This window comes from Streptomyces dengpaensis, from assembly GCF_002946835.1.
Lineage (GTDB): Bacteria > Actinomycetota > Actinomycetes > Streptomycetales > Streptomycetaceae > Streptomyces > Streptomyces dengpaensis.
The window spans coordinates 5,121,649-5,140,900 of the sequence record NZ_CP026652.1; the positions used below are offsets into that span (position 1 = coordinate 5,121,649).

The window sequence follows — 19,252 nt, forward strand, 5'->3', positions numbered from 1 at the left end:
AAAAGTGACATTCCCTCAACTCTGTGATCTTCACGTGATCTCTGCTGCATCGACTTGTGACAAGCGTTCGAGTGCGGATACGTTCAACCGTCAACGCGGCCCATCCGTCGCTGTAGTCACCTGCTGTCACGCGAAAGGCTTCCGCATGCTCTCCGGGAACGGCCGTCATCGTCGCCCCCGTCAGGCCCCGGCCCTCATCGTTGCCGCAGGGGTGACCGGATCGGCCATCGCGATCCCGTTGCTCGGCGCCACCAGTGCGAGCGCGGCCGACGGCACCACCTGGGACCGGGTCGCGGAGTGCGAGAGCGGTGGCGCCTGGAGTGCGAACAGCGGCAACGGGTATTACGGCGGGCTGCAGTTGACCCAGGAGAAGTGGGAGTCGTACGGCGGCCTCGTCTACGCCCCGAGCGCCGACCAGGCCAGCCGCTCGCAGCAGATAGCCGTCGCCGAGAAGATCCTCGACGACCAGGGCCTCGTCGCATGGCCGACGTGCGGACCGCTCAACGGGCTCAGCAGACACTCGGGCGACGTCGAGGTCGACACGGGGGTTGTGGGCGATTCGCCGAGCTCATCCGGTTCTTCGTATTCCTCTGGTTCCTCGGATTCATCCGAGTCGTCTGAGTCGTCTGGTTCACCCGCTGCGTCCGGTTCGTCCGGAGCGGAGGGCTCCGACTCCTCGGCCGGCTCCTCCTCGAATGAGAGCTGGAAAGCGACGAAGTCCGACGGCTCCTCCGGTGCCTCGCGGGATTCCGGCGGCTCGGACACGGTGACGGGTGAGAGTGACGAGTCGGACAAGTACGGCCAGAACGGCGACTCTTCGGGTACGTCGACCGGCGCCGGGCGCCACCGTGGCGGCACTGCCGACGAGGCCGCGACGGACGACGTGACCGACGGCCGTACGGACGGGTCTTCCGGGCGGCACGCCTCACGTGGCTCCGGCGCCTCCCGTGACGCCGCCGACGGCTCGTACACCGTGCGCGCCGGGGACAACCTCTGGGCGATTGCCGACACCCTTGACCTCGAGGGCGGATGGACCGAGCTGTACGCCGAGAACAAGGAGACGGTCGGCGCCGATCCCGACCTCATCCTCCCCGGTCAGAGCCTTGCAGTTGGTGTCGAACCGGACGAAAAGTAGCGGGAGTTCGCGTCCTGGTTCGCCGTGGAATGTCCGGTTTGGCGCGAGTGAGAGATGGATCTCAAAGGCCCTGATCGTCTTTGGAATTCGGCCGATTGCCTGCCTACGGTCATCACCGCTCGCCACAGCGGGCCCCGACGGTCGCAACGCCGAGTCCTGCCAACGGCCGTACGGGAACAGTCGTCGCGTCAAGCGCCGTAGGCAGGAGCGGGGGACCCAAGGTAAGTGCCGCGCCCGGTAGTTGACCGGGAGTGGCTTGGGGTGAAGTCGTGCGCCAGGGGCGCGCGGCCGGGCACTCACCCGCCCGAACCCGACAGCTCACCTCGCAGGCGTCGGTGAGGGGATCACTCCATGCTGTTTTCCAGCAAGGTCAAGCGCCGCCGCCCGTCCGTCTTCCACCGGACCACCCGTGTCGCCGCGCTCGCCGGTGTCGCCATCAGCGCCCCGCTGGTGGCGTCCGGCACCGCTTCCGCCGCCACCGCCTCCGAGTGGGACGCCGTCGCCCAGTGCGAGGCCGGCGGCAACTGGTCCATCAACACGGGCAACGGCTTCTACGGCGGCCTGCAGTTCTCGCCCTCCACCTGGGCCGCGTACGGCGGCACCGCCTACGCCCCCACCGCCGACCAGGCCTCCAAGTCCGAGCAGATCGCCATCGGCGAGAAGGTCCTCGCCGGGCAGGGCAAGGGCGCCTGGCCGAACTGCGGCACGAGCCTGTCCAGCACCCCGTACGACGGGGGTACGAGCAGCGGCTCCAGCGCGCCGGCCGGCACCACCGACACCCGTACGACGGAGCAGCCGGCCTCCCGTTCGGCCGAGCGCCCGGCCGCCGAGGCGACCGTCACCACCCCGACCGGTGAGAAGGTCAAGAAGGGTGACGGCGAGTACAAGGTCGTCGAGGGCGACACCCTCGGCGCGATCGCGGAGAAGAAGAACGTCAAGGGCGGCTGGCAGAAGCTGTTCGAGCTGAACAAGGACATCATCGACGACGCGGACGTCATCTACCCGGGTCAGCAGCTGCACCTCAGCTGACGACCCGCCCTCCGTCCGCGCGGACTCCCCCCGTCCATGCGGACTCCCCGCTCCGGTGCGTGTTCCCCCGCGCGCACCGGAGCGGGGCTTTTTGTTCCCGAATGAAACAATGTTTACCCTCGGTTCTGCCCGTGTTCCGTCCACAGGGTGGGTGAGCGGCTGGCCGATCGCCCCGAGCCGGTTAGGCTCATCTCGCAGAACTCTCACCGTGCAGCACCCTGCCGGGCCCACGCCCGGCGTACCCCGCGTCACATCCCAGAAGGAGATGCTCGTGCCGTCCATCGACGTCGTCGTAGCCCGGGAAATCCTCGACTCGCGAGGCAACCCCACCGTCGAGGTCGAGGTCGGCCTCGACGACGGCAGCACGGGTCGTGCCGCCGTCCCGTCCGGCGCCTCCACCGGCGCCTTCGAGGCCATCGAGCTCCGCGACGGTGACCCCAACCGCTACCAGGGCAAGGGTGTCGAGAAGGCCGTCCTCGCGGTCATCGAGCAGATCGGCCCGGAGCTCGTCGGTTACGACGCCACCGAGCAGCGCCTGATCGACCAGGCGATGTTCGACCTGGACGCCACCGACAACAAGGGCTCGCTCGGCGCCAACGCCATCCTCGGCGTCTCGCTCGCCGTCGCCCACGCCGCCTCCGAGGCGTCCGACCTCCCCCTCTTCCGCTACCTGGGCGGCCCGAACGCGCACCTGCTGCCCGTTCCGATGATGAACATCCTGAACGGCGGCTCGCACGCCGACTCCAACGTGGACATCCAGGAGTTCATGATCGCCCCGATCGGCGCGGAGTCCTTCTCCGAGGCGCTGCGCTGGGGCACCGAGGTCTACCACACCCTCAAGAAGGTCCTGAAGAGCAAGGGCCTGTCCACCGGCCTCGGCGACGAGGGCGGCTTCGCCCCGAACCTCGGCTCCAACCGCGAGGCCCTCGACCTCATCCTCGAGGCGATCAAGGAGGCCGGTTACACCCCCGGCGAGCAGATCGCCCTGGCGCTCGACGTCGCCGCGTCCGAGTTCTACAAGGACGGTTCCTACCTCTTCGAGGGCAAGGAGCGCTCCGCCGCCGAGATGACCGAGTACTACGCCGAGCTCGTCGACGCGTACCCGCTCGTCTCCATCGAGGACCCGCTGTTCGAGGACGACTGGGCCGGCTGGAAGGTCATCACCGACAAGCTCGGCGACAAGGTCCAGCTCGTCGGCGACGACCTGTTCGTCACCAACCCGGAGCGCCTGGCCCGCGGCATCGAGGACGGCGCGGCCAACGCCCTGCTGGTCAAGGTGAACCAGATCGGTTCGCTGACCGAGACCCTGGACGCCGTCGAGCTGGCCCAGCGCAACGGCTTCAAGTGCATGATGTCCCACCGCTCCGGCGAGACCGAGGACGTCACGATCGCCGACCTGGCCGTCGCCACCAACTGCGGCCAGATCAAGACCGGCGCACCGGCCCGCTCCGAGCGCGTCGCCAAGTACAACCAGCTGCTGCGCATCGAGGAGATCCTCGACGACGCCGCGGTGTACGCCGGCCGCAGCGCCTTCCCGCGATTCAAGGGCTGAGCTTCAGCTTCGTAGAAGAGCAGGAGAAAGGCAGTAGGAAGCGTCGTACGTACGTCCCCGTACTCGGTCCCGTACCGTGTGCGGGGACGTACGTACGTGTGAAGGGGAGGCGGGGACATGGCCGTGAAGGACCGGGACCGGTTCTCCACCGCGACCAGGCTGCGGCTGCTCGGCGAGCAGACGGCGGCCCGGGTCTACCGCTCCCAGACCAAACGCCAGGCCCGCCGTTCGCGGCTCACGGGACGGGCAGCGCTTCTGGCCCTCGTCCTCTGCTCCCTGATCGTGGCCCTCGCGTACCCGATAAGGCAGTACGTGTCCCAGCGCGCCGAGATCGCCGATCAGGAGCGGCAGCGGGAGCAGGCCCGCGAGCGGGTCGAGCAGCTGCGCGACCTCAAGGCACGCTGGCAGGACGATGCCTACGCCGAGCAGCGGATCCGGGAGCGGCTGCACTATGTAATGCCGGGCGAGACCGGCTACGTCGTGATCGACCCGGACGCGGCGAAGCAGTCCCGCACCGACCTGGGGGCGGCCGACCGTCCCTGGTACGCCAACCTCTGGGACGGCGTGGACAAGGCCGACGCCGCCGACCGGTGACCGATGGCCTGACCGATGGCCTGACCGATGGCCGGCGCACCCTGGGACACCGTCGGCCACTGAACGTGAACTGACCAGAAAGACATGTGACTCACGGCATGGAAACGCCACCGCCGCCCACCCCGCGCACCGAGCCGACCGACGCGGACGTCGAGGCCTTCAAGCAGCAGCTCGGCCGGCCGCCGCGCGGGTTGCGCGCGATCGCGCACCGGTGCCCGTGCGGGCAGCCGGACGTCGTCGAGACGGCGCCGCGTCTTCCCGACGGGACGCCGTTCCCGACGACGTACTACCTGACGTGTCCGCGGGCCGCGTCCGCGATCGGCACGCTCGAGGCCAACGGCGTCATGAAGGAGATGACGGAGCGGCTGGCGACCGACCCCGAGCTGGCCGCCGCGTACCGGGCCGCCCACGAGGACTACATCGCGCGCCGCGACTCCATCGAGGTGCTGGAGGGCTTCCCGAGCGCGGGCGGCATGCCGGACCGCGTGAAGTGCCTGCACGTGCTGGTGGCCCACTCGCTGGCCGCGGGCCCGGGCGTGAACCCCCTCGGCGACGAGGCGATCGCGATGCTGCCGGAGTGGTGGGCCAAGGGGGCGTGCGTGGTCCCGGAGACCGGGGACTGACTTCTTTCGCCCCCGCCGCCCCTACCCGTCCCGTACTGGGGGCTCCGCCCCCAGACCCCCGTATCGCGCTTCGCGCTCGTCCTCGAACGCCGGACGGGCTGAAGATTTCCAGCCCCACAGGAGACCAGACACCATGACCAGGGTCGCTGCCATCGACTGCGGCACCAACTCCATCCGGCTGCTCGTCGCCGACGCGGACCCGGACACCGGGGAACTCGTCGAGCTGGACCGGCGGATGATCATCGTCCGGCTCGGGCAGGGCGTCGACCGGACCGGACGGCTGGCCCCGGAAGCGCTGGAGCGGACGTTCGCGGCGTGTCGTGAGTACGCGGCGGTCATCAAGGAGCACGGGGCCGAGCGGCTCCGGTTCGTCGCCACCTCGGCCTCCCGTGACGCCGAGAACCGCGACGAGTTCGTACGGGGCGTGCTGGACATCCTCGGCGTCGAGCCGGAGGTCATCTCCGGTGACGAGGAGGCGGAGTTCTCCTTCATCGGCGCGACCAAGGAGCTGAAGGGCAGGGACGACCTGACCAAGCCCTACCTCGTCGTGGACATCGGCGGCGGTTCGACCGAACTCGTCGTGGGCGAGGAGCATGTGCGCGCCGCCCGGTCGGTGGACATCGGCTGCGTACGGATGACGGAGCGGCACCTGGTGCGCGAGGGGGTCGTCAGCGATCCGCCGACGCCCGCTCAGGTCGAGGCGATCCGGGCGGACATCGAGGACGCCCTGGACCTCGCCGAGCAGACGGTGCCGCTGCGCGAGGCGCACACGCTGGTCGGGCTCGCCGGCTCGGTGACCACCGTCTCGGCGATCGCCCAGAACCTCCCCGAGTACGACTCGGCCGCGATCCACCACTCCCGCATTTCCTACGACCGGGTCCGCGAGATCACCGAGTGGCTGCTGGCCTCGACGCACGCCGAGCGCGCCACGATTCCCTCGATGCACCCGGGCCGCGTGGACGTCATCGCCGCGGGTGCCCTCGTCCTCCTCTCGATCATGGAGCGGATCGACGCCCAGGAGGTCGTGGTCAGCGAGCACGACATCCTCGACGGGATTGCCTGGTCCGTGGCCTAGGCCACGGCTCGGACACCTCGACTGAGCAGGTCGGAAACCGTATGAGCGCACCTGCAGGGCGCCGAAGAGCCTCTTGGTGACGTGTCGTCGGGAAACTTCGTGAAGTTCTTCACAAGGAAAAGGGCCCTGCTGGGCGAGGAATTCTCGCCAGGGGTCACCCGGAAGGGTTGAGGTGGTCCAGGAGCGTGCTCGCAGGAGCGGCCCGAGGCCGGCGCCTGCGGGTGAATCGGGGGTCTGGTCCAGTCGGCCCGAAAGGCCGGAGCGGCAGCTCACGAGGCCTTGACAACGGTCCGCACCGGACAGCGGTTCCCCTGGACCGGCATGACCTGCGTCACGTGGGCCGCGCAGTGTAGCAGAGACCCTGCAAAAGCTTGTGAAGGGGCGCACGAGCGACCCCCCAGGGGCAGGTGGATACTCGAATGCATGAGCACCACGGAGCGTCCCAGGATCCTCGTAGTAGGCGGTGGGTACGTAGGCCTGTACGCGGCTCGGCGCATCCTCAAGAAGATGCGCTACGGAGAGGCGACCGTCACGGTCGTCGACCCCCGTTCGTACATGACCTACCAGCCCTTCCTCCCCGAAGCCGCCGCCGGCAGCATCTCCCCGCGGCACGTCGTCGTTCCCCTGCGACGCGTGCTCCCCAAGGCGGAGGTCCTCACCGGCCGGGTCACCACCATCGACCAGGACCGCAAGGTCGCCACGATCGCCCCCCTCGTGGGTGAGGCGTACGAGCTGCCTTTCGACTACCTCGTCATCGCGATGGGCGCGGTCTCCCGCACCTTCCCGATCCCCGGCCTCGCCGAGCAGGGCATCGGCATGAAGGGCATCGAGGAGTCCATCGGCCTGCGCAACCACGTACTTGAGCAGCTCGACAAGGCCGACTCCACGACGGACGAGGATGTCCGCCGCAAGGCACTGACCTTCGTCTTCATCGGCGGCGGCTTCGCCGGTGCGGAGACCATCGGCGAGGTCGAGGACATGGCCCGCGACGCGGCCAAGTACTACACGAACGTGTCCCGTGAGGACATGCGCTTCATCCTCGTCGACGCAGCGGACAAGATCCTCCCCGAGGTCGGTCCGAAGCTCGGTCAGTACGGCAAGGAGCACCTGGAGAGCCGCGGGGTCGAGATCTACCTCTCGACGTCGATGGACTCCTGCGTGGACGGCCACGTCGTTCTGAAGAACGGCCTGGAGGTCGACTCCAGCACCATCGTGTGGACGGCCGGCGTCAAGCCGAACCCCGCTCTCTCCCGCTTCGGTCTGCCGCTCGGCCCGCGCGGTCACGTGGACACCCAGGCCACCCTCCAGGTGCAGGGCACGGACTACATCTGGGCCGCCGGTGACAACGCCCAGGTGCCCGACGTCGCCGCCCGCAAGGCCGGTGTCGAGAACGCCTGGTGCCCGCCGAACGCGCAGCACGCGCTGCGGCAGGCGAAGGTGCTCGGCGACAACGTGGTCTCCGGTATGCGGGGCTTCCCGCAGAAGGAGTACGCGCACTCCAACAAGGGTGCGGTGGCCGGGCTCGGCCTCCACAAGGGCGTTGCGATGATCGTCATGGGCAAGGTGAAGATCAAGGTCAAGGGCCGTCTCGCCTGGTACATGCACCGTGGCTACCACGGTATGGCGATGCCGACGTGGAACCGGAAGATCCGGGTCTTCGCCGACTGGACGCTCGCGATGTTCCTCAAGCGTGAGGTCGTCTCGCTGGGGGCCATGGAGTCTCCTCGCGAGGAGTTCTACGAGGCTGCCAAGCCGGCGCCGGCCGCGGCCGCGGCGCCTGCGGCCGCCAAGACCGGGGAGAAGGCCAAGGCCTCCTGACCTCCGGTCGCTGATCTGCCCGAAGGGGCCTCCCGCCATCCGTGGTGCGGGGGGTCCCTTCGGCGTATTCGTGTGGGGGTGCGTGCGAAGTTTTTTCGCCCCCTCCGCCCCTGCCCGTCCCGTCCTGGGCCCGCGGCGAAGCCGCTGGATGCAGCGCCCCAGACCCCGATCCTCAAACGCCGGAGGGGCTGAACTTACATGGGGAGTACACGTATTTGGCCAATGTGTAACGCGGAAGGGGGACTGCGCGAGGGGCAGGTTGGTGTTTACGTGTTGTTGAAGCGTTCGGGAGTCCGTCTCGGAGGTGTACGTCATGCAGGACGCCGCGCCGCGGCTGAAGAGCCTTGTCGAACAGTTGCTGGGGGCCCCGCTCCCGTTGCGCATCCGCGCCTGGGACGGCACGGAAGCCGGCCCACCCGACGCCCCCGCCCTCGTCGTACGCAACCGGAAGGCCATCCGCCGACTTCTGTGGAAACCCGGCGAGTTGGGCCTGGCCCGGGCCTGGGTCGCCGGGGACCTCGGCGTGGAGGGCGACCTCTACACCGCCCTGGGGCTGATGTCCGGGCTCGTGTGGGAGCGCGGCGAGGACGCCAGGGGGCTCGGGGAAGCGCTGCGTGATCCCCAGGTGCGCGCCGCCGTGCGCGGGCTGGTGAAGATGGCCGGGCCCCCGCTGCCCCCCGCCCCGCCCCGCGAGGAGGTCCGCAGGCGCCACCATCTGCACACCAAGCGCAGCGACAAACGAGCGATCAGCCACCACTACGACGTGGGCAACGACTTCTACGAGACCGTCCTCGGGCCGTCCATGGTCTACTCGTGCGCCTATTGGGCATTCCACGACGCACACCACGACGCGCCCCAGAACGCATCCCCCGAGGGCACTCTCGAGGACGCCCAGCGCGACAAGCTCGAACTCATCGCCAGCAAGCTCGGCCTGAAGCCCGGTCAGCGGCTCCTCGACGTCGGCTGCGGCTGGGGTTCGATGGCCATCCATGCCGCCCGCGAGCACGGCGCGAACGTCGTCGGCGTCACGCTGTCGCAGGAGCAGGCCGCGTACGCCCGTAAGCGCGTCGCCGACGAGGGGCTGACCGACAAGGTCGAGATCCGCGTGCAGGACTACCGGGACGTCGCCGACGGGCCGTACGACGCGATCTCCTCCATCGGGATGGCCGAACACGTCGGCGCGGAACGCTATCTGGAGTACGCCCGCACGCTGTACGCCCTCCTCAAGCCCGGCGGACGGCTGCTCAACCATCAGATCGCCCGGCGGCCGCAGCGGGACGAATCCACCTACTCCGTGGACGAGTTCATCGACGCCTACGTCTTCCCGGACGGCGAGCTCGCGCCCATCGGCACCACCGTGACGCAGCTGGAGCGCGCCGGGTTCGAGGTCCGCGACGTCGAGTCCCTCCGCGAACACTACGCGCTCACCCTGCGCCGCTGGGTCGCCAACCTGGAGGCGCGGTGGGCGCGGGCCGTCCAGCTCTCCAGCCCCGGCCGGGCCCGCGTCTGGCGGCTGTACATGGCGGCCTCCGCCCTCGCCTTCGAACGCAACCGCATCGGCGTCAACCAGGTCCTCGCGGTCAGGACGCCCGAACCGTCCGGCGCCTCCGGGATGCCTCTGCGGGCGCGTACCTGGGGTACCTGACGGCACGTTCGTACGGATGGGACTCGTACGTACGACGAAGGGGCCCGCTCCCTCCGGAACGGGCCCCTTCGCGGCTGTGGCTACTCCGACTTGATCGCCGTCAGCATGTTCAGACGGGCCGCCCGGCGCGCCGGCCACAGCGCCGCCAGGACGCCGACCGTCGCCGCGAGGAGGAGGAAGACGCCCATCCGGCCCCAGGGCAGGACGAGTTCGTACGTCGTCATCTTGCTGGCCAGCAGCTCACCGGCCGCCCAGCCGAAGAACACGCCCAGGCCGATGCCGAGCACGCCGCCGAAGAGCGAGATGACCAGGGACTCCAGGCGGACCATCCGCTTGATGCCCTTGCGGTCGAGGCCGATCGCGCGCAGCATCCCGATCTCCTGCGAGCGCTCGAAGACCGACATGGCGAGGGTGTTGATGACGCCGAGGACGGCGACGATGACCGCCATCGCGAGCAGGCCGTAGAGCATGTTCAGCATCAGAGTGAACATCTGCGCGATGCCGTCGGAGATGTCCTTCTTGTCCTGGACCTGGATGGCCGGGTTGTCGCCGAGGGCCTTCTCCAGCCGGTCCTTGGTCGCGTCGGACCTACCGCTCGACGTCTTCACCATGACCTGGAAGTCGGAGGCGTCGCTCTGGTGGGGCGCGAGTGTGGCGTTGTCGAGGATGATGCCGTGGATCATCTCGTTGCCCTCGTACACACCGCCGACCGTCAGCTTCCCCTTCTTCCCGTCCTCGTACGAGACCTGGAGGTCCGAACCGGCTTTCCAGCCGTGCGCGGTGGCGGTGTCCTTGTCGACGACCACCCGCGCGCCGCCGACCTCGAAGGCGCCGTCGGTGATCGTGAGGTCGGTGAGCTTGGCGATGGACGCGCCGTTGACGCCGGTCAGGTACTCGGTCTGCTGGTCGATGCGCGAGGGCGCGTTGCGCAGGGAGCTGGTGTCCGTGACTCCGTCGACGCCCGCGAGCTTCTTCTCGACGTCCGGGGAGAGTTCGTAGCCGTTGGCCATCGAGACGACGTAGTCCGCCTTGATCGCGGAACTGGCCATCTTGTCGATCGACTTCTGCAGGCTGCCCGCCATCACCGTCATGCCGGTGATCAGGGTGAGGCCGATCATCAGGGCGGAGGCGGTGGCGGCCGTACGGCGCGGATTGCGTACCGAGTTCTGGCGGGCCAGCTTGCCGGAGACCCCGAAGACGCGCAGCAAGGGCGCCGCGGCGGCGATCAGCGGGCGGGACAGCAGGGGGGTGAGGACGAAGACACCGATGATCAGCAGGACCGCGCCGAGACCCATCGGGGCCTGGCCGTCCGAGCCGTCCATGGTCGTCGCGTACAGGACCACGGCGATGCCCGCGGCCGAGAAGAGGGCGCCGATCGTGTTCCGTACGACCAGGGACTTCGTCGTCGCCTTCGCGTGCACGCTGCTCATGGCGGCGACGGGCGGGATCTTCGCGGCGCGGCGGCCTGGCAGCCAGGCGGCGAGCATGGTGATGAGGATGCCGACGAGCAGGGCCGTGGCGATCGTGCCGGGCGAGATGACCAGCGGGCCGCTCGGCACGGTGGCGCCGAGGGAGTTCATCAGGGAGCGCATGCCGGCACCGATGCCGATGCCGGCGGCCAGACCCGTGAGGGCGGCGACCGTGCCGACAAAGAACGCCTCGATCAGCACCGACCGGGTGACCTGCCGGCGGGAGGCGCCGACGGCGCGCAGCAGGGCCAGCTCCTTGGTGCGCTGGGCGACCAGCATGGTGAAGGTGTTGGCGATGATGAACGTACCGACGAACAGCGCGATGCCGGCGAACACCAGCAGGCCCGTCTTCATGCCGCTCATCGCCGAGGAGATCTGCTCGGCCTGGTCGTCGGCGAGCTGCTGACCGGTCGTCGTGGAGGCGACGTCCTTCGGTACGACCGCGTCGAGCGCGCCCAGCAGCGCGGTCTGGCTGGTGCCCGGCGCCGCCTTCACGTCGATCTCGTCGTAGGTGCCGACCGAGTGGAAGAGCCGCTGCGCGGTCGCCGTTTCGAAGAGGGCGAGGCTGCCGCCCGCGGCGACGTTGCCGTCGTCGGTGGTGAAGATGCCGGTGATGGTCGGCGTGAGGACGGGCCCGTCGACCGACAGCCGTACGGTGTCGCCGACCTTGTATCCGGCCCGCTTCGCGGTCTCCGAGTCGATCGCGACCTCGTGCGTCCCCTGGGGCGCGTGACCGTTCGTCAGCGGGTACCGGGGGTCCTTGTCGCCCCAGTAGTTGCCGCCCTGCGACTGGAAGCCGCCGCCGACGAGCTTGCCGTCCTTGTCGGCGATGGCGGTGAAGCCGCGCACGACGCCGATGGCGGTGTCCGCGCCGGGGACCTTGACGGCCTTGTCGAGCAGGGAATGCGTGAGCTTTTGCTCTTTGCCGACCGTGTCGCCCTCGTCCGCCGGGTTCTCCGGCTGGATGGCGACGTCGACCTGGTCGAAGCCCTTGGCGGAGCTCTTCTGGTAGGCGTCCGAGATGGTGTTGGTGAAGACCAGGGTGCCCGACACGAACGCCACACCGAGCATCACGGCGAGCACGGTCATCAGGAGCCTGGCCTTGTGCGCGTGTACGTTGCGCAAGGCGGTACGGAACATGGGTTTCTCAGTCCAGGAGGGTTACGTCGACGGGTGGGCGCGCGGCCTGTCGGGCGCGGGTCGGCCGTATGCGGGTCGGTCGTACGCGGGTCGGCCGTATGCGGGTCGGTCGTACGCGGGTCGGTCGTACGCGGGTGGGTCGTACGCGCGTCGGTCGTACGCGGGTCGGCCGGAGCGGGTGTGCTCGGACGTCAGGCCGGAGCAGGCGTGCTCGGACGTCAGCTCGTGCGGCCTTTGCCGTCGAATTGCTTCATGCGGTCGAGGACGGCGTCGGCCGTCGGTGCGTACAGCTCATCGACGATGCGTCCGTCCGCGAGGAAGACGACCCGGTCCGCGTACGCCGCAGCCACCGGGTCATGGGTCACCATCACCACGGTCTGCCCCAACTCCCGTACGGAGTTGCGCAGGAAGCCCAGTACCTCCGCGCCGGAGCGGGAGTCGAGGTTTCCGGTCGGCTCGTCGCCGAAGATGATGGCGGGCCGGGAGGCGAGGGCGCGGGCGACCGCGACGCGCTGCTGCTGGCCGCCGGAGAGCTGGGAGGGCCGGTGGCCGAGGCGGTCGGAGAGCCCGATCATCGTGATGACCTTGTCGAGCCACTCCTTGTCGGCCTTGCGGCCCGCGATGTCCATCGGGAGCGTGATGTTCTCCAGGGCCGTCAGCGTCGGCAGCAGGTTGAACGCCTGGAAGATGAAGCCGATCTTGTCCCGGCGCAGCTTGGTGAGCTGCTTGTCCTTGAGAGAGCCCAGCTCGGTGTCGCCGATGCGCACGGAGCCGCTGCTGCAGGTGTCCAGGCCGGCCACGCAGTGCATCAGCGTGGACTTGCCGGATCCGGAGGGGCCCATGATCGCGGTGAACTCGGCCTGGCGGAAGTCTACGGTGACCCGGTCGAGGGCGACCACCGGGGTCTCGCCCTGTCCGTAGACCTTCGACAGTTCCGTGGCACGGGCCGCCACGGCGGTGGATCGATCGGCGAGGGGAGTGGTGGTCACGGGAGGGCGCTCCTTGTCGGGACGACGACGCTTCTGGGGTCGTGTTCCATCGTCACGGGCGATCCGTGCGCTGGAGTCAGCCGCTGTTCTGGTTCCGGGGGCAGACTTCGGTCGCACCGGGAGCGGCCGTGTCATACCTGGGGATGAGGGGGCTCCCCTGAGTGGTCTCCGGGTGGGGTGCCGGTGCAGTGCCCTGACGGCCGCCGGTTCCGCTGGTTCGGATGCGCTCGGACGGTGAAATTCCGTCATTCCGTATGCGCCGCCGTGGGCCGTCCGAAAGCCTCTTGGCAAGTGCGGATGGCCCGTACCGGTGGCTGATGCACCCTCAGACGTCAATAAAATAAGACAACATCGCGCCGCCCGTCCGCTGTTCGGGGGATGCGTCCCGATAGGCTCGGAACCTCGACGCGGCGCCCATGGCCTGCCCGGATGGTGGAATGCAGACACGGCGAGCTTAAACCTCGCTGCCCCTCGCGGGCGTACCGGTTCAAGTCCGGTTCCGGGCACCACCGCACCTGCGGCGCAGCGCGAGCCCACGCAGCGTACGGCCCCGCAGTCCTTCCGGCTGCGGGGCCGTGGTCGTCCGGTCCGGTCAGGCGGTGGCTACCGCGCACTTGCCGCGGTCGGCCTTTACCGGTCCGGCGGTGGACGGCCGGACGTCGAAGTCGAACATGGAGGTCGGCACATACAGCGAGCAGCATGCGTTGGGGATGTCGACGATGCCGCTGATGCGTCCCTCGATAGGGGCGGAGCCGAGGAGCAGGTAGGCCTGCTCACCGCTGTACCCGAACTTCTTGAAGTACTCCACGGCGTTGAGGCAGGCGCGGCGATAGGCGAGCGTCGCGTCCATGTAGAAGTTGGTGTCCGTGTCGTGGTCGACGGAGACGCCGATGAAACTGATGAACTCCGTGTAGCGCGGCTCGACGTTGCCGGGCATGAACACCGGGTTGGTGGAGATGCCGTACGTCTCCATGCCGCCCTTGATCAGGTCGACGTGGAAATCGATGAAGCCGCCCATCTCGATGGCGCCGCAGAAGCTGATCTCTCCGTCGCCCTGGCTGAAGTGCAGGTCGCCCGCGGAGAGTTTGGCGTCCTTGACGTACACGGGGAAGAAGGCCCGTGAGCCGCGGGTCATGTTCTTGATGTCCTGGTTGCCCCCGTTCTCGCGGGCCGGCACCGTGCGTGCGCCTTCCGCGTTGATACGCGTGGCGAGGTCTCCGGTGGCCGTGCCGGCGAGTGCGTTGTTGCTGTCCGGGGGGATGGCGAGGGGCGGGACCCGGTTGGGGTCGGTGTCGATGAGAGCCTGCTCGCGGCGGTTCCACCGGGTGAGCATCTCGGCGGACGGTGCCGTTCCGAACAGCCCGGGGTGGGTGATGCCGGTGTAGCGGATCCCGGGGAGGTGACGGGAGACGGCCTGCTGTCCGTGGAGGTCCCATATCGCCTTGTAGGCGTCGGGGAAGTAGTCGGTCAGGAAGCCGCCGCCGTTGGCCTTGGCGAAGATACCGGTGTAGCCCCAGCCCTCGCCGGCCGCGTCGCCGGTCTGCTGGGGAACGGGGCCGAGGTCGAGGATGTCGACGACGAGCAGGTCGCCGGGTTCCGCGCCCTCTATGCCTATCGGGCCGCTGAGCATGTGAGGGATGGCCAGGTCGATGTCGCGTACATCGTTGGCGGAGTCGTTGTTGCCGACCTGGCAGTCGGTCCAGTCACGGGTTTCCAAGCGGAACTCGGCTCCGGGCTTGACCGTGGTGACGGTGGGGATGTCCGGATGCCACCTGTTGTGTCCGGGGACATCCTGGTCACGCATCGACTTCCTCTGGTCCACATGGAAGATGACTTCGGGCATGACAGTTCCTCATTTCCTATCAGGTCACGTTGGTGCGCTCACGCTTCCGGCCGCAGGGGCCGCGGGGGCCGGCTGCCGGGACCTGGTGAGCGGCCACAGCGCCGCGAACACCACGACGCCGAACACCGCCAGGGCGATGGCGATCTCGGTGGGGTGTTTCCAGTAGCCGGAGAGCAGCAGCCCGGCGGGAATAACTCCGGTTACCCAGCCCTCGATCGCGGTTACCCAGCCCGTATAGGTCCTCAGGCCGTCCATCTTGAGACCGAGCAGCAGGAAGAACAGGAACCAGAGGAATGCCCAGTAGAGCCAGATGACCCCGAAGGGCTGGTCCTTGAAGAGCCGGAAATTGACGAACGCGTATCCCAGGGCTGCGACGGCCACGAACAGCGAGTAGTAGCCGATGCCGTTGTTGTCGAGACCGGCGAGCAGGCTGATACCTACGTAGAGGTAGGTGAAGCCGAACAGATAGATTCCGGACGCCGCCAGAATCTTCATCTGGTCATCGCCGGCGGTGAAGATGAGGTAAGTCGGTGTCAGTACCTGCAGTGCGCCTATGAAAAGGTTGAACACCGCTGCGGATTTGCCGTCGACGACTCTGAGAAGCAGCAAGCCGTTGATGAAGAGCACCGCACCGACAAAGAGCAGTCCCACGTTGCCCACGGGGACGCACCTCCTCAGTCCGCGTGGGGGACGGAATGGTCGAAACCCGCCTGAGGCGTTCCGCCTTGTCGACCACCGCCCTCAGGGACGCGGCAGTCGCGAGAGCGCGGGGTGCGGGCGCCGTGGCACCCTTCTGCCTGGCGGCACTTCGGATACCACTGCCGGGGCGTCGCGGGACCGCTCCTCCCGTTCATGGAGAGCAGCGACCGTTGGTGAGGCCGATGTGAACCCGGGCGAGGTGTACACGCGTCTTGCAGCACCTGCGCAAACAGGGCAGCCATAAGCTTTGGGCGCTGTTCCGATCGCCAACTTCACGTCGAAAGGCCCACAGCGGCTGCATAGATATTCATAGGTTGCCATCTGCAGTCTCCGGATGCCGGTGGACGCTGGCTAACCCGAGCGTGTGCGGCGCGCCCCGATCGGCGCACATCGCAGTTCACTTCCTCTTCAAGGAGACGTCTCGTAAATCCGCGTGTCAACCCCTGGAAGAGACGGTGGCTCGTTCGCTGGGTGCCTCATCGGGGCGGTTTCTCCGAGGAGTTCCGTTCTCCGAGGAGTTCCGCCCTTCTTTTTCGCGCATGCGAACCAATGCGTAACTGAATGTGCAGACGGTTATGGGGCGACGCGGTAACCCGTGCCTGTCCCCCTCAGCCCCACAGTGCCTCCGCCAGCGTGACACCGACGAACACCGCCCCCAAGCCCGCCGTCACGCTGCCGATCACATTGACCAAGGCCAGGAACTTCGCCCCGGACTCGGCCAGGCGCAGCGTCTCGTAGGAGAAGGTGGAATAGGTGGTCAGCGCCCCGCACAGCCCAGTGCCGACCAGCAGCTGCACCGCGTGCGAGGCGCCCGTGTACGTGACCGCGCCCGTCAGCACTCCCAGCACCAGGCAGCCGACGATGTTCACGGCGAAGGTTCCCCACGGAAAGACCGTGTCATGCCGCTGCTGCACCGCCCTGTCGGTCAGATAGCGCAGCGGGGCACCCACCACCGCACCGGCGATCACCAGGAGCCAGTTCACTTCGCCTTGCCCCTGTCCCGTCCGACGTACCGGATGACCTCACAGTCGTCGAGGATCACCAGCCCCTCGGTCACCAGCTCGTCCAGCTGTGGGAGGAAGCCCCTGACCGCCTCCTCGGTGTCTACGATCACGACCGCCACTGGCATGTCCTCGCTCAAGGACAGCAGACGCATGGTGTGGATCAGCGACGATGCACCGAACCCTTCGATCCCGCGGAAGACGGAAGCGCCGGCCAGTCCTGCCTTGCGCGCCCGGTGCACGATCTCGGTGTAGAGCGGCTTGCGATGCCACAGATCGTTCTCTCCGACGAAGATGGTCACGCGAAGTGCGCGACCTGTCAGTCTGGTCATGCATGCCTCCACGCCAGTGCGCGGCGCGTCAGCCACACCGCGATCCATACCGCCGCCAGCGCAGCCAGCGGCGTGAGCCCAAGACAGACCAGTCCCGCGAGGGCTCGGCCGTCCGCAATCAGGCGCTGGACATCCACCGCGTACGTCGAGAACGTGGTGAACCCGCCCAGCACTCCGGTGCCGAAGAAGGGCCTCACGAGCCTGTGCGCCGCCCACGCGTCGGTGATCACCACCATGAATACGCCGATCACGGCGCAGCCCACGACATTGACCCCGAGCGTGGTCCACGGGAAGCCGCCGTCCCCGACCGGCCACACCAGCGACGCCCCGTACCGGACCGACGCGCCCAGCGCGCCCCCCAGTGCCACGACCCCCACGACCGGCCCCTGCGTCCGTAGCCGAACACGCCACAGTCCGGGTACGGAGTCGGTTTCAGGGTCCATGGATCCATCAACCATCGTGGAGTCAAGGCTGTTCAGGGAGTCAGGGCCCTTCATGAACGTACGTCTCCTACTCGCCGGGCACCCATACACAGGGTGCACACCATCGCAAGCAGGGACCGTTGGCGGCTTCTTTGCCGCAGTTCGGGTGCGGCGGGCCCCACCGCCGCGCGCCGGGCTGATACTCGGAGTCCCGCCGCTGCTCACCAGCGTAACTGGCCGCGTCTATGCGTGGACGTGCGGGCAAGGCACGCCCACCTTTTGGTGTGGCCGCTGCCCCACCTCTGGAGCCCGTGCAACTCGGCATGGCGGGTGAACTGCTTGCCCGTGCCGCCGACTTGCCCGCAGGGAGCGCTCCACCGCCACGGCGGCCGAGGACGATGCACAGATGTGGTGTCTCAAGCACGCGGAGCCACCGTTGAGTTGAGCCCCGGCCAGGGCGAGTCCATTCCACAGAACTCCCGCCGCAAGCCTCATCGGGTATCCGCATCCCTATCCACTGACGTGCGTCCCGCATTACCCCGAGGATTGCAGCGCCGGCGCGCACTCGACTAAACTCAAGATCATCGGAGCCTGACCGGTCTGCCGGTGCCCTGCCGGTTTACCGGAGCGGTGGCCCACTGATGGAGGACGGCCATGGCAAAGATCCTTGCGGTGCTCTATCCGGATCCCGTGGGCGGTTATCCACCCGAGTACGCCCGCGACGAGATTCCCGCTATCACCGGCTACCCGGGCGGTCAGACCGCGCCGACCCCGCAAGCCGTCGATTTCACCCCGGGGCAGCTCCTCGGCTGTGTTTCGGGAGAACTGGGACTGCGCCGCTTCCTGGAGGAGCGGGGCCATACGTTTGTCGTCACGTCCGACAAGGAAGGCCCGGACTCTGTGCTGGACCGCGAGCTGGCCGACGCCGACGTGGTGATCTCGCAGCCCTTCTGGCCCGCCTATCTGACTCCCGAGCGGATCGCCGCCGCGCCCCGGCTCAAGCTGGCGATCACCGCGGGGATCGGGTCGGACCACGTCGATCTGCCGGCCGCGATCGACCACGGCATGACCGTGGCGGAGGTGACCTACAGCAACAGCATCAGCGTGTCCGAGCACGCCGTCATGCAGATCCTCACCCTGGTGCACAACTACATGCCCGCCCACGAGTGGGTGACCACCAAGGAGGGCTGGAACATCGCGGACAGCGTCTCGCGCGCCTATGACCTCGAAGGAATGGACGTCGGCGTCCTCGGCGCCGGCCGTATCGGCCAGGCGGTGCTGCGCCGCCTCGAGCCGTTCGGCGTCAGGCTGCACTACAGCGATGTGCACCGGCTGCCCAAGGAGGTCGAGGAGGAGCTGGGGCTGACCTACCATCCCGACGCCCGCTCGCTGGCCTCCGCGGTCGACGTGCTCTCGATCCACACCCCACTGCATCCGCAGACGAAGAACCTCTTCGACGACGAGCTGATCGGGGCGATGAAACGCGGCTCGTACATCGTCAACACGGCACGCGCGCTCATCGTCGACCGGGACGCAGTCGTGCGGGCCCTGAACAGCGGCCAGCTGGCCGGGTACGCCGGTGACGTCTGGTATCCGCAGCCGCCACCGCCCGACCATCCCTGGCGCACGATGCCGTACGAGGCGATGACGCCGCACGTGTCCGGTTCGACCCTCTCGGCGCAGGCACGCTATGCCGCCGGCACCCGGGAGATCCTGGAGTGCTGGTTCGACGGGCGTCCCATCCGCCCGGAGTACCTGATCGTCGACGGCGGCGGTCTCGCCGGGACCGGAGCGCGCTCCTACACGGTCGCCGGATAACGAATAACAGCCGCGGACGATAAATCAGCAGCGGATTCCGCAGCGGATTCCGCGGAAGATCCACCTAT

17 protein-coding genes, 1 tRNA gene and 1 riboswitch are annotated in these 19,252 nt (G+C 68.2%); of the genes, 10 read left to right on the top strand and 8 right to left on the bottom strand.

Features of this window, described 5'->3' with window-relative positions; genetic code table 11:
• Positions 1–211: 211 nt before the first annotated feature.
• The 8 genes from C4B68_RS23715 to C4B68_RS23750 all read left to right on the top strand — a co-directional run bounded on the left by C4B68_RS23715 (position 212) and on the right by C4B68_RS23750 (position 9,471).
• Positions 212–1,135, top strand: a complete 924-nt coding sequence (locus C4B68_RS23715) for a transglycosylase family protein (RefSeq protein WP_476715116.1) — start codon at positions 212–214, stop codon at positions 1,133–1,135.
• A gap of 183 nt (positions 1,136–1,318) precedes the next feature.
• Positions 1,319–1,482: riboswitch (cyclic di-AMP (ydaO/yuaA leader) on the top strand.
• Between the two features lie 4 nt (positions 1,483–1,486).
• Complete coding sequence (locus C4B68_RS23720; protein ID WP_099501786.1) at positions 1,487–2,164, top strand: LysM peptidoglycan-binding domain-containing protein; 678 nt, start codon at positions 1,487–1,489, stop codon at positions 2,162–2,164.
• Between the two features lie 271 nt (positions 2,165–2,435).
• Complete coding sequence (eno, locus tag C4B68_RS23725; protein WP_099501942.1) at positions 2,436–3,716, top strand: phosphopyruvate hydratase; 1,281 nt, start codon at positions 2,436–2,438, stop codon at positions 3,714–3,716.
• A gap of 117 nt (positions 3,717–3,833) precedes the next feature.
• Positions 3,834–4,310 carry an FtsB family cell division protein gene (locus tag C4B68_RS23730; protein WP_099501784.1) on the top strand — a complete coding sequence of 159 codons (477 nt, stop codon included), beginning with the start codon at positions 3,834–3,836 and terminating at the stop codon, positions 4,308–4,310.
• Between the two features lie 98 nt (positions 4,311–4,408).
• On the top strand, positions 4,409–4,933 hold the full coding sequence (locus C4B68_RS23735; RefSeq protein ID WP_099501783.1) for a DUF501 domain-containing protein: 525 nt from the start codon (positions 4,409–4,411) through the stop codon (positions 4,931–4,933).
• Between the two features lie 133 nt (positions 4,934–5,066).
• Positions 5,067–6,008 carry a Ppx/GppA phosphatase family protein gene (locus C4B68_RS23740; RefSeq protein ID WP_099501781.1) on the top strand — a complete coding sequence of 314 codons (942 nt, stop codon included), beginning with the start codon at positions 5,067–5,069 and terminating at the stop codon, positions 6,006–6,008.
• 423 nt (positions 6,009–6,431) lie between these two features.
• Positions 6,432–7,826 carry an NAD(P)/FAD-dependent oxidoreductase gene (locus tag C4B68_RS23745; RefSeq protein ID WP_099501779.1) on the top strand — a complete coding sequence of 465 codons (1,395 nt, stop codon included), beginning with the start codon at positions 6,432–6,434 and terminating at the stop codon, positions 7,824–7,826.
• Between the two features lie 313 nt (positions 7,827–8,139).
• The gene (locus tag C4B68_RS23750) at positions 8,140–9,471 is read left to right on the top strand and encodes an SAM-dependent methyltransferase (protein ID WP_099501941.1); all 1,332 of its coding nucleotides are present in this window, start codon (positions 8,140–8,142) and stop codon (positions 9,469–9,471) included.
• 80 nt (positions 9,472–9,551) lie between these two features.
• Here C4B68_RS23750 and C4B68_RS23755 read toward each other — a convergent pair whose 3' ends face one another.
• Together C4B68_RS23755 and C4B68_RS23760 are read right to left on the bottom strand one after the other, a co-directional pair.
• Positions 9,552–12,080, bottom strand: a complete 2,529-nt coding sequence (locus C4B68_RS23755) for an ABC transporter permease (RefSeq protein WP_099501777.1) — start codon at positions 12,078–12,080, stop codon at positions 9,552–9,554.
• 218 nt (positions 12,081–12,298) lie between these two features.
• Entirely contained in the window at positions 12,299–13,069 is a 771-nt protein-coding gene (locus tag C4B68_RS23760; protein ID WP_099501775.1) for an ABC transporter ATP-binding protein, read from the bottom strand.
• Positions 13,070–13,492: 423 nt separating this feature from the next.
• On the opposite strand from C4B68_RS23760, the gene C4B68_RS23770 reads away from it, so the two are divergent.
• Positions 13,493–13,578, top strand: a tRNA-Leu gene (locus C4B68_RS23770).
• Between the two features lie 83 nt (positions 13,579–13,661).
• Here the strand turns inward: C4B68_RS23770 and fmdA are convergent.
• From fmdA to C4B68_RS23800, 6 genes are all read right to left on the bottom strand, one after another.
• Positions 13,662–14,912 carry a formamidase gene (gene fmdA / locus C4B68_RS23775; RefSeq protein ID WP_099501774.1) on the bottom strand — a complete coding sequence of 417 codons (1,251 nt, stop codon included), beginning with the start codon at positions 14,910–14,912 and terminating at the stop codon, positions 13,662–13,664.
• Positions 14,913–14,936: 24 nt separating this feature from the next.
• A complete protein-coding gene (locus C4B68_RS23780) occupies positions 14,937–15,572 on the bottom strand; it encodes an AmiS/UreI family transporter (RefSeq protein ID WP_099501772.1) in 636 nt (211 codons plus the stop codon).
• An 81-nt stretch (positions 15,573–15,653) separates the two neighbouring features.
• A complete protein-coding gene (locus tag C4B68_RS44800; protein WP_099501770.1) occupies positions 15,654–15,932 on the bottom strand; it encodes an FmdB family zinc ribbon protein in 279 nt (92 codons plus the stop codon).
• A 287-nt stretch (positions 15,933–16,219) separates the two neighbouring features.
• Entirely contained in the window at positions 16,220–16,594 is a 375-nt protein-coding gene (gene crcB / locus C4B68_RS23790) for a fluoride efflux transporter CrcB (protein ID WP_099501769.1), read from the bottom strand.
• On the bottom strand, positions 16,591–16,944 hold the full coding sequence (locus tag C4B68_RS23795) for a DUF190 domain-containing protein (RefSeq protein WP_099501767.1): 354 nt from the start codon (positions 16,942–16,944) through the stop codon (positions 16,591–16,593). Before C4B68_RS23795 ends, crcB begins: the two co-directional genes overlap by 4 nt.
• Positions 16,941–17,387: a fluoride efflux transporter FluC gene (locus C4B68_RS23800; protein WP_240634449.1), complete on the bottom strand. Its 447-nt coding sequence runs from the start codon at positions 17,385–17,387 to the stop codon at positions 16,941–16,943. Before C4B68_RS23800 ends, C4B68_RS23795 begins: the two co-directional genes overlap by 4 nt.
• A gap of 633 nt (positions 17,388–18,020) precedes the next feature.
• Between C4B68_RS23800 and C4B68_RS23805 the strand changes: the two genes are divergently transcribed.
• On the top strand, positions 18,021–19,184 hold the full coding sequence (locus C4B68_RS23805; protein WP_099501765.1) for an NAD-dependent formate dehydrogenase: 1,164 nt from the start codon (positions 18,021–18,023) through the stop codon (positions 19,182–19,184).
• The last annotated feature ends 68 nt before the right edge of the window (positions 19,185–19,252 follow it).

Excerpts from the sequence above, each read along its gene's own strand:
- C4B68_RS23750 (WP_099501941.1), top strand. The coding sequence starts at position 8,140 with ATGCAGGACGCCGCGCCGCGGCTGAAGAGCCTTGTCGAACAGTTGCTG.
- C4B68_RS23730 (WP_099501784.1), top strand. The coding sequence starts at position 3,834 with ATGGCCGTGAAGGACCGGGACCGGTTCTCCACCGCGACCAGGCTGCGG.
- C4B68_RS23795 (WP_099501767.1), bottom strand. The coding sequence starts at position 16,944 with ATGACCAGACTGACAGGTCGCGCACTTCGCGTGACCATCTTCGTCGGA.
- C4B68_RS23755 (WP_099501777.1), bottom strand. The coding sequence starts at position 12,080 with ATGTTCCGTACCGCCTTGCGCAACGTACACGCGCACAAGGCCAGGCTC.
- C4B68_RS23805 (WP_099501765.1), top strand. The coding sequence starts at position 18,021 with ATGGCAAAGATCCTTGCGGTGCTCTATCCGGATCCCGTGGGCGGTTAT.
- C4B68_RS44800 (WP_099501770.1), bottom strand. The coding sequence starts at position 15,932 with ATGGCAACCTATGAATATCTATGCAGCCGCTGTGGGCCTTTCGACGTG.
- C4B68_RS23745 (WP_099501779.1), top strand. The coding sequence starts at position 6,432 with ATGAGCACCACGGAGCGTCCCAGGATCCTCGTAGTAGGCGGTGGGTAC.
- C4B68_RS23735 (WP_099501783.1), top strand. The coding sequence starts at position 4,409 with ATGGAAACGCCACCGCCGCCCACCCCGCGCACCGAGCCGACCGACGCG.
- C4B68_RS23740 (WP_099501781.1), top strand. The coding sequence starts at position 5,067 with ATGACCAGGGTCGCTGCCATCGACTGCGGCACCAACTCCATCCGGCTG.
- C4B68_RS23800 (WP_240634449.1), bottom strand. The coding sequence starts at position 17,387 with ATGGACCCTGAAACCGACTCCGTACCCGGACTGTGGCGTGTTCGGCTA.
- fmdA (WP_099501774.1), bottom strand. The coding sequence starts at position 14,912 with ATGCCCGAAGTCATCTTCCATGTGGACCAGAGGAAGTCGATGCGTGAC.
- C4B68_RS23720 (WP_099501786.1), top strand. The coding sequence starts at position 1,487 with ATGCTGTTTTCCAGCAAGGTCAAGCGCCGCCGCCCGTCCGTCTTCCAC.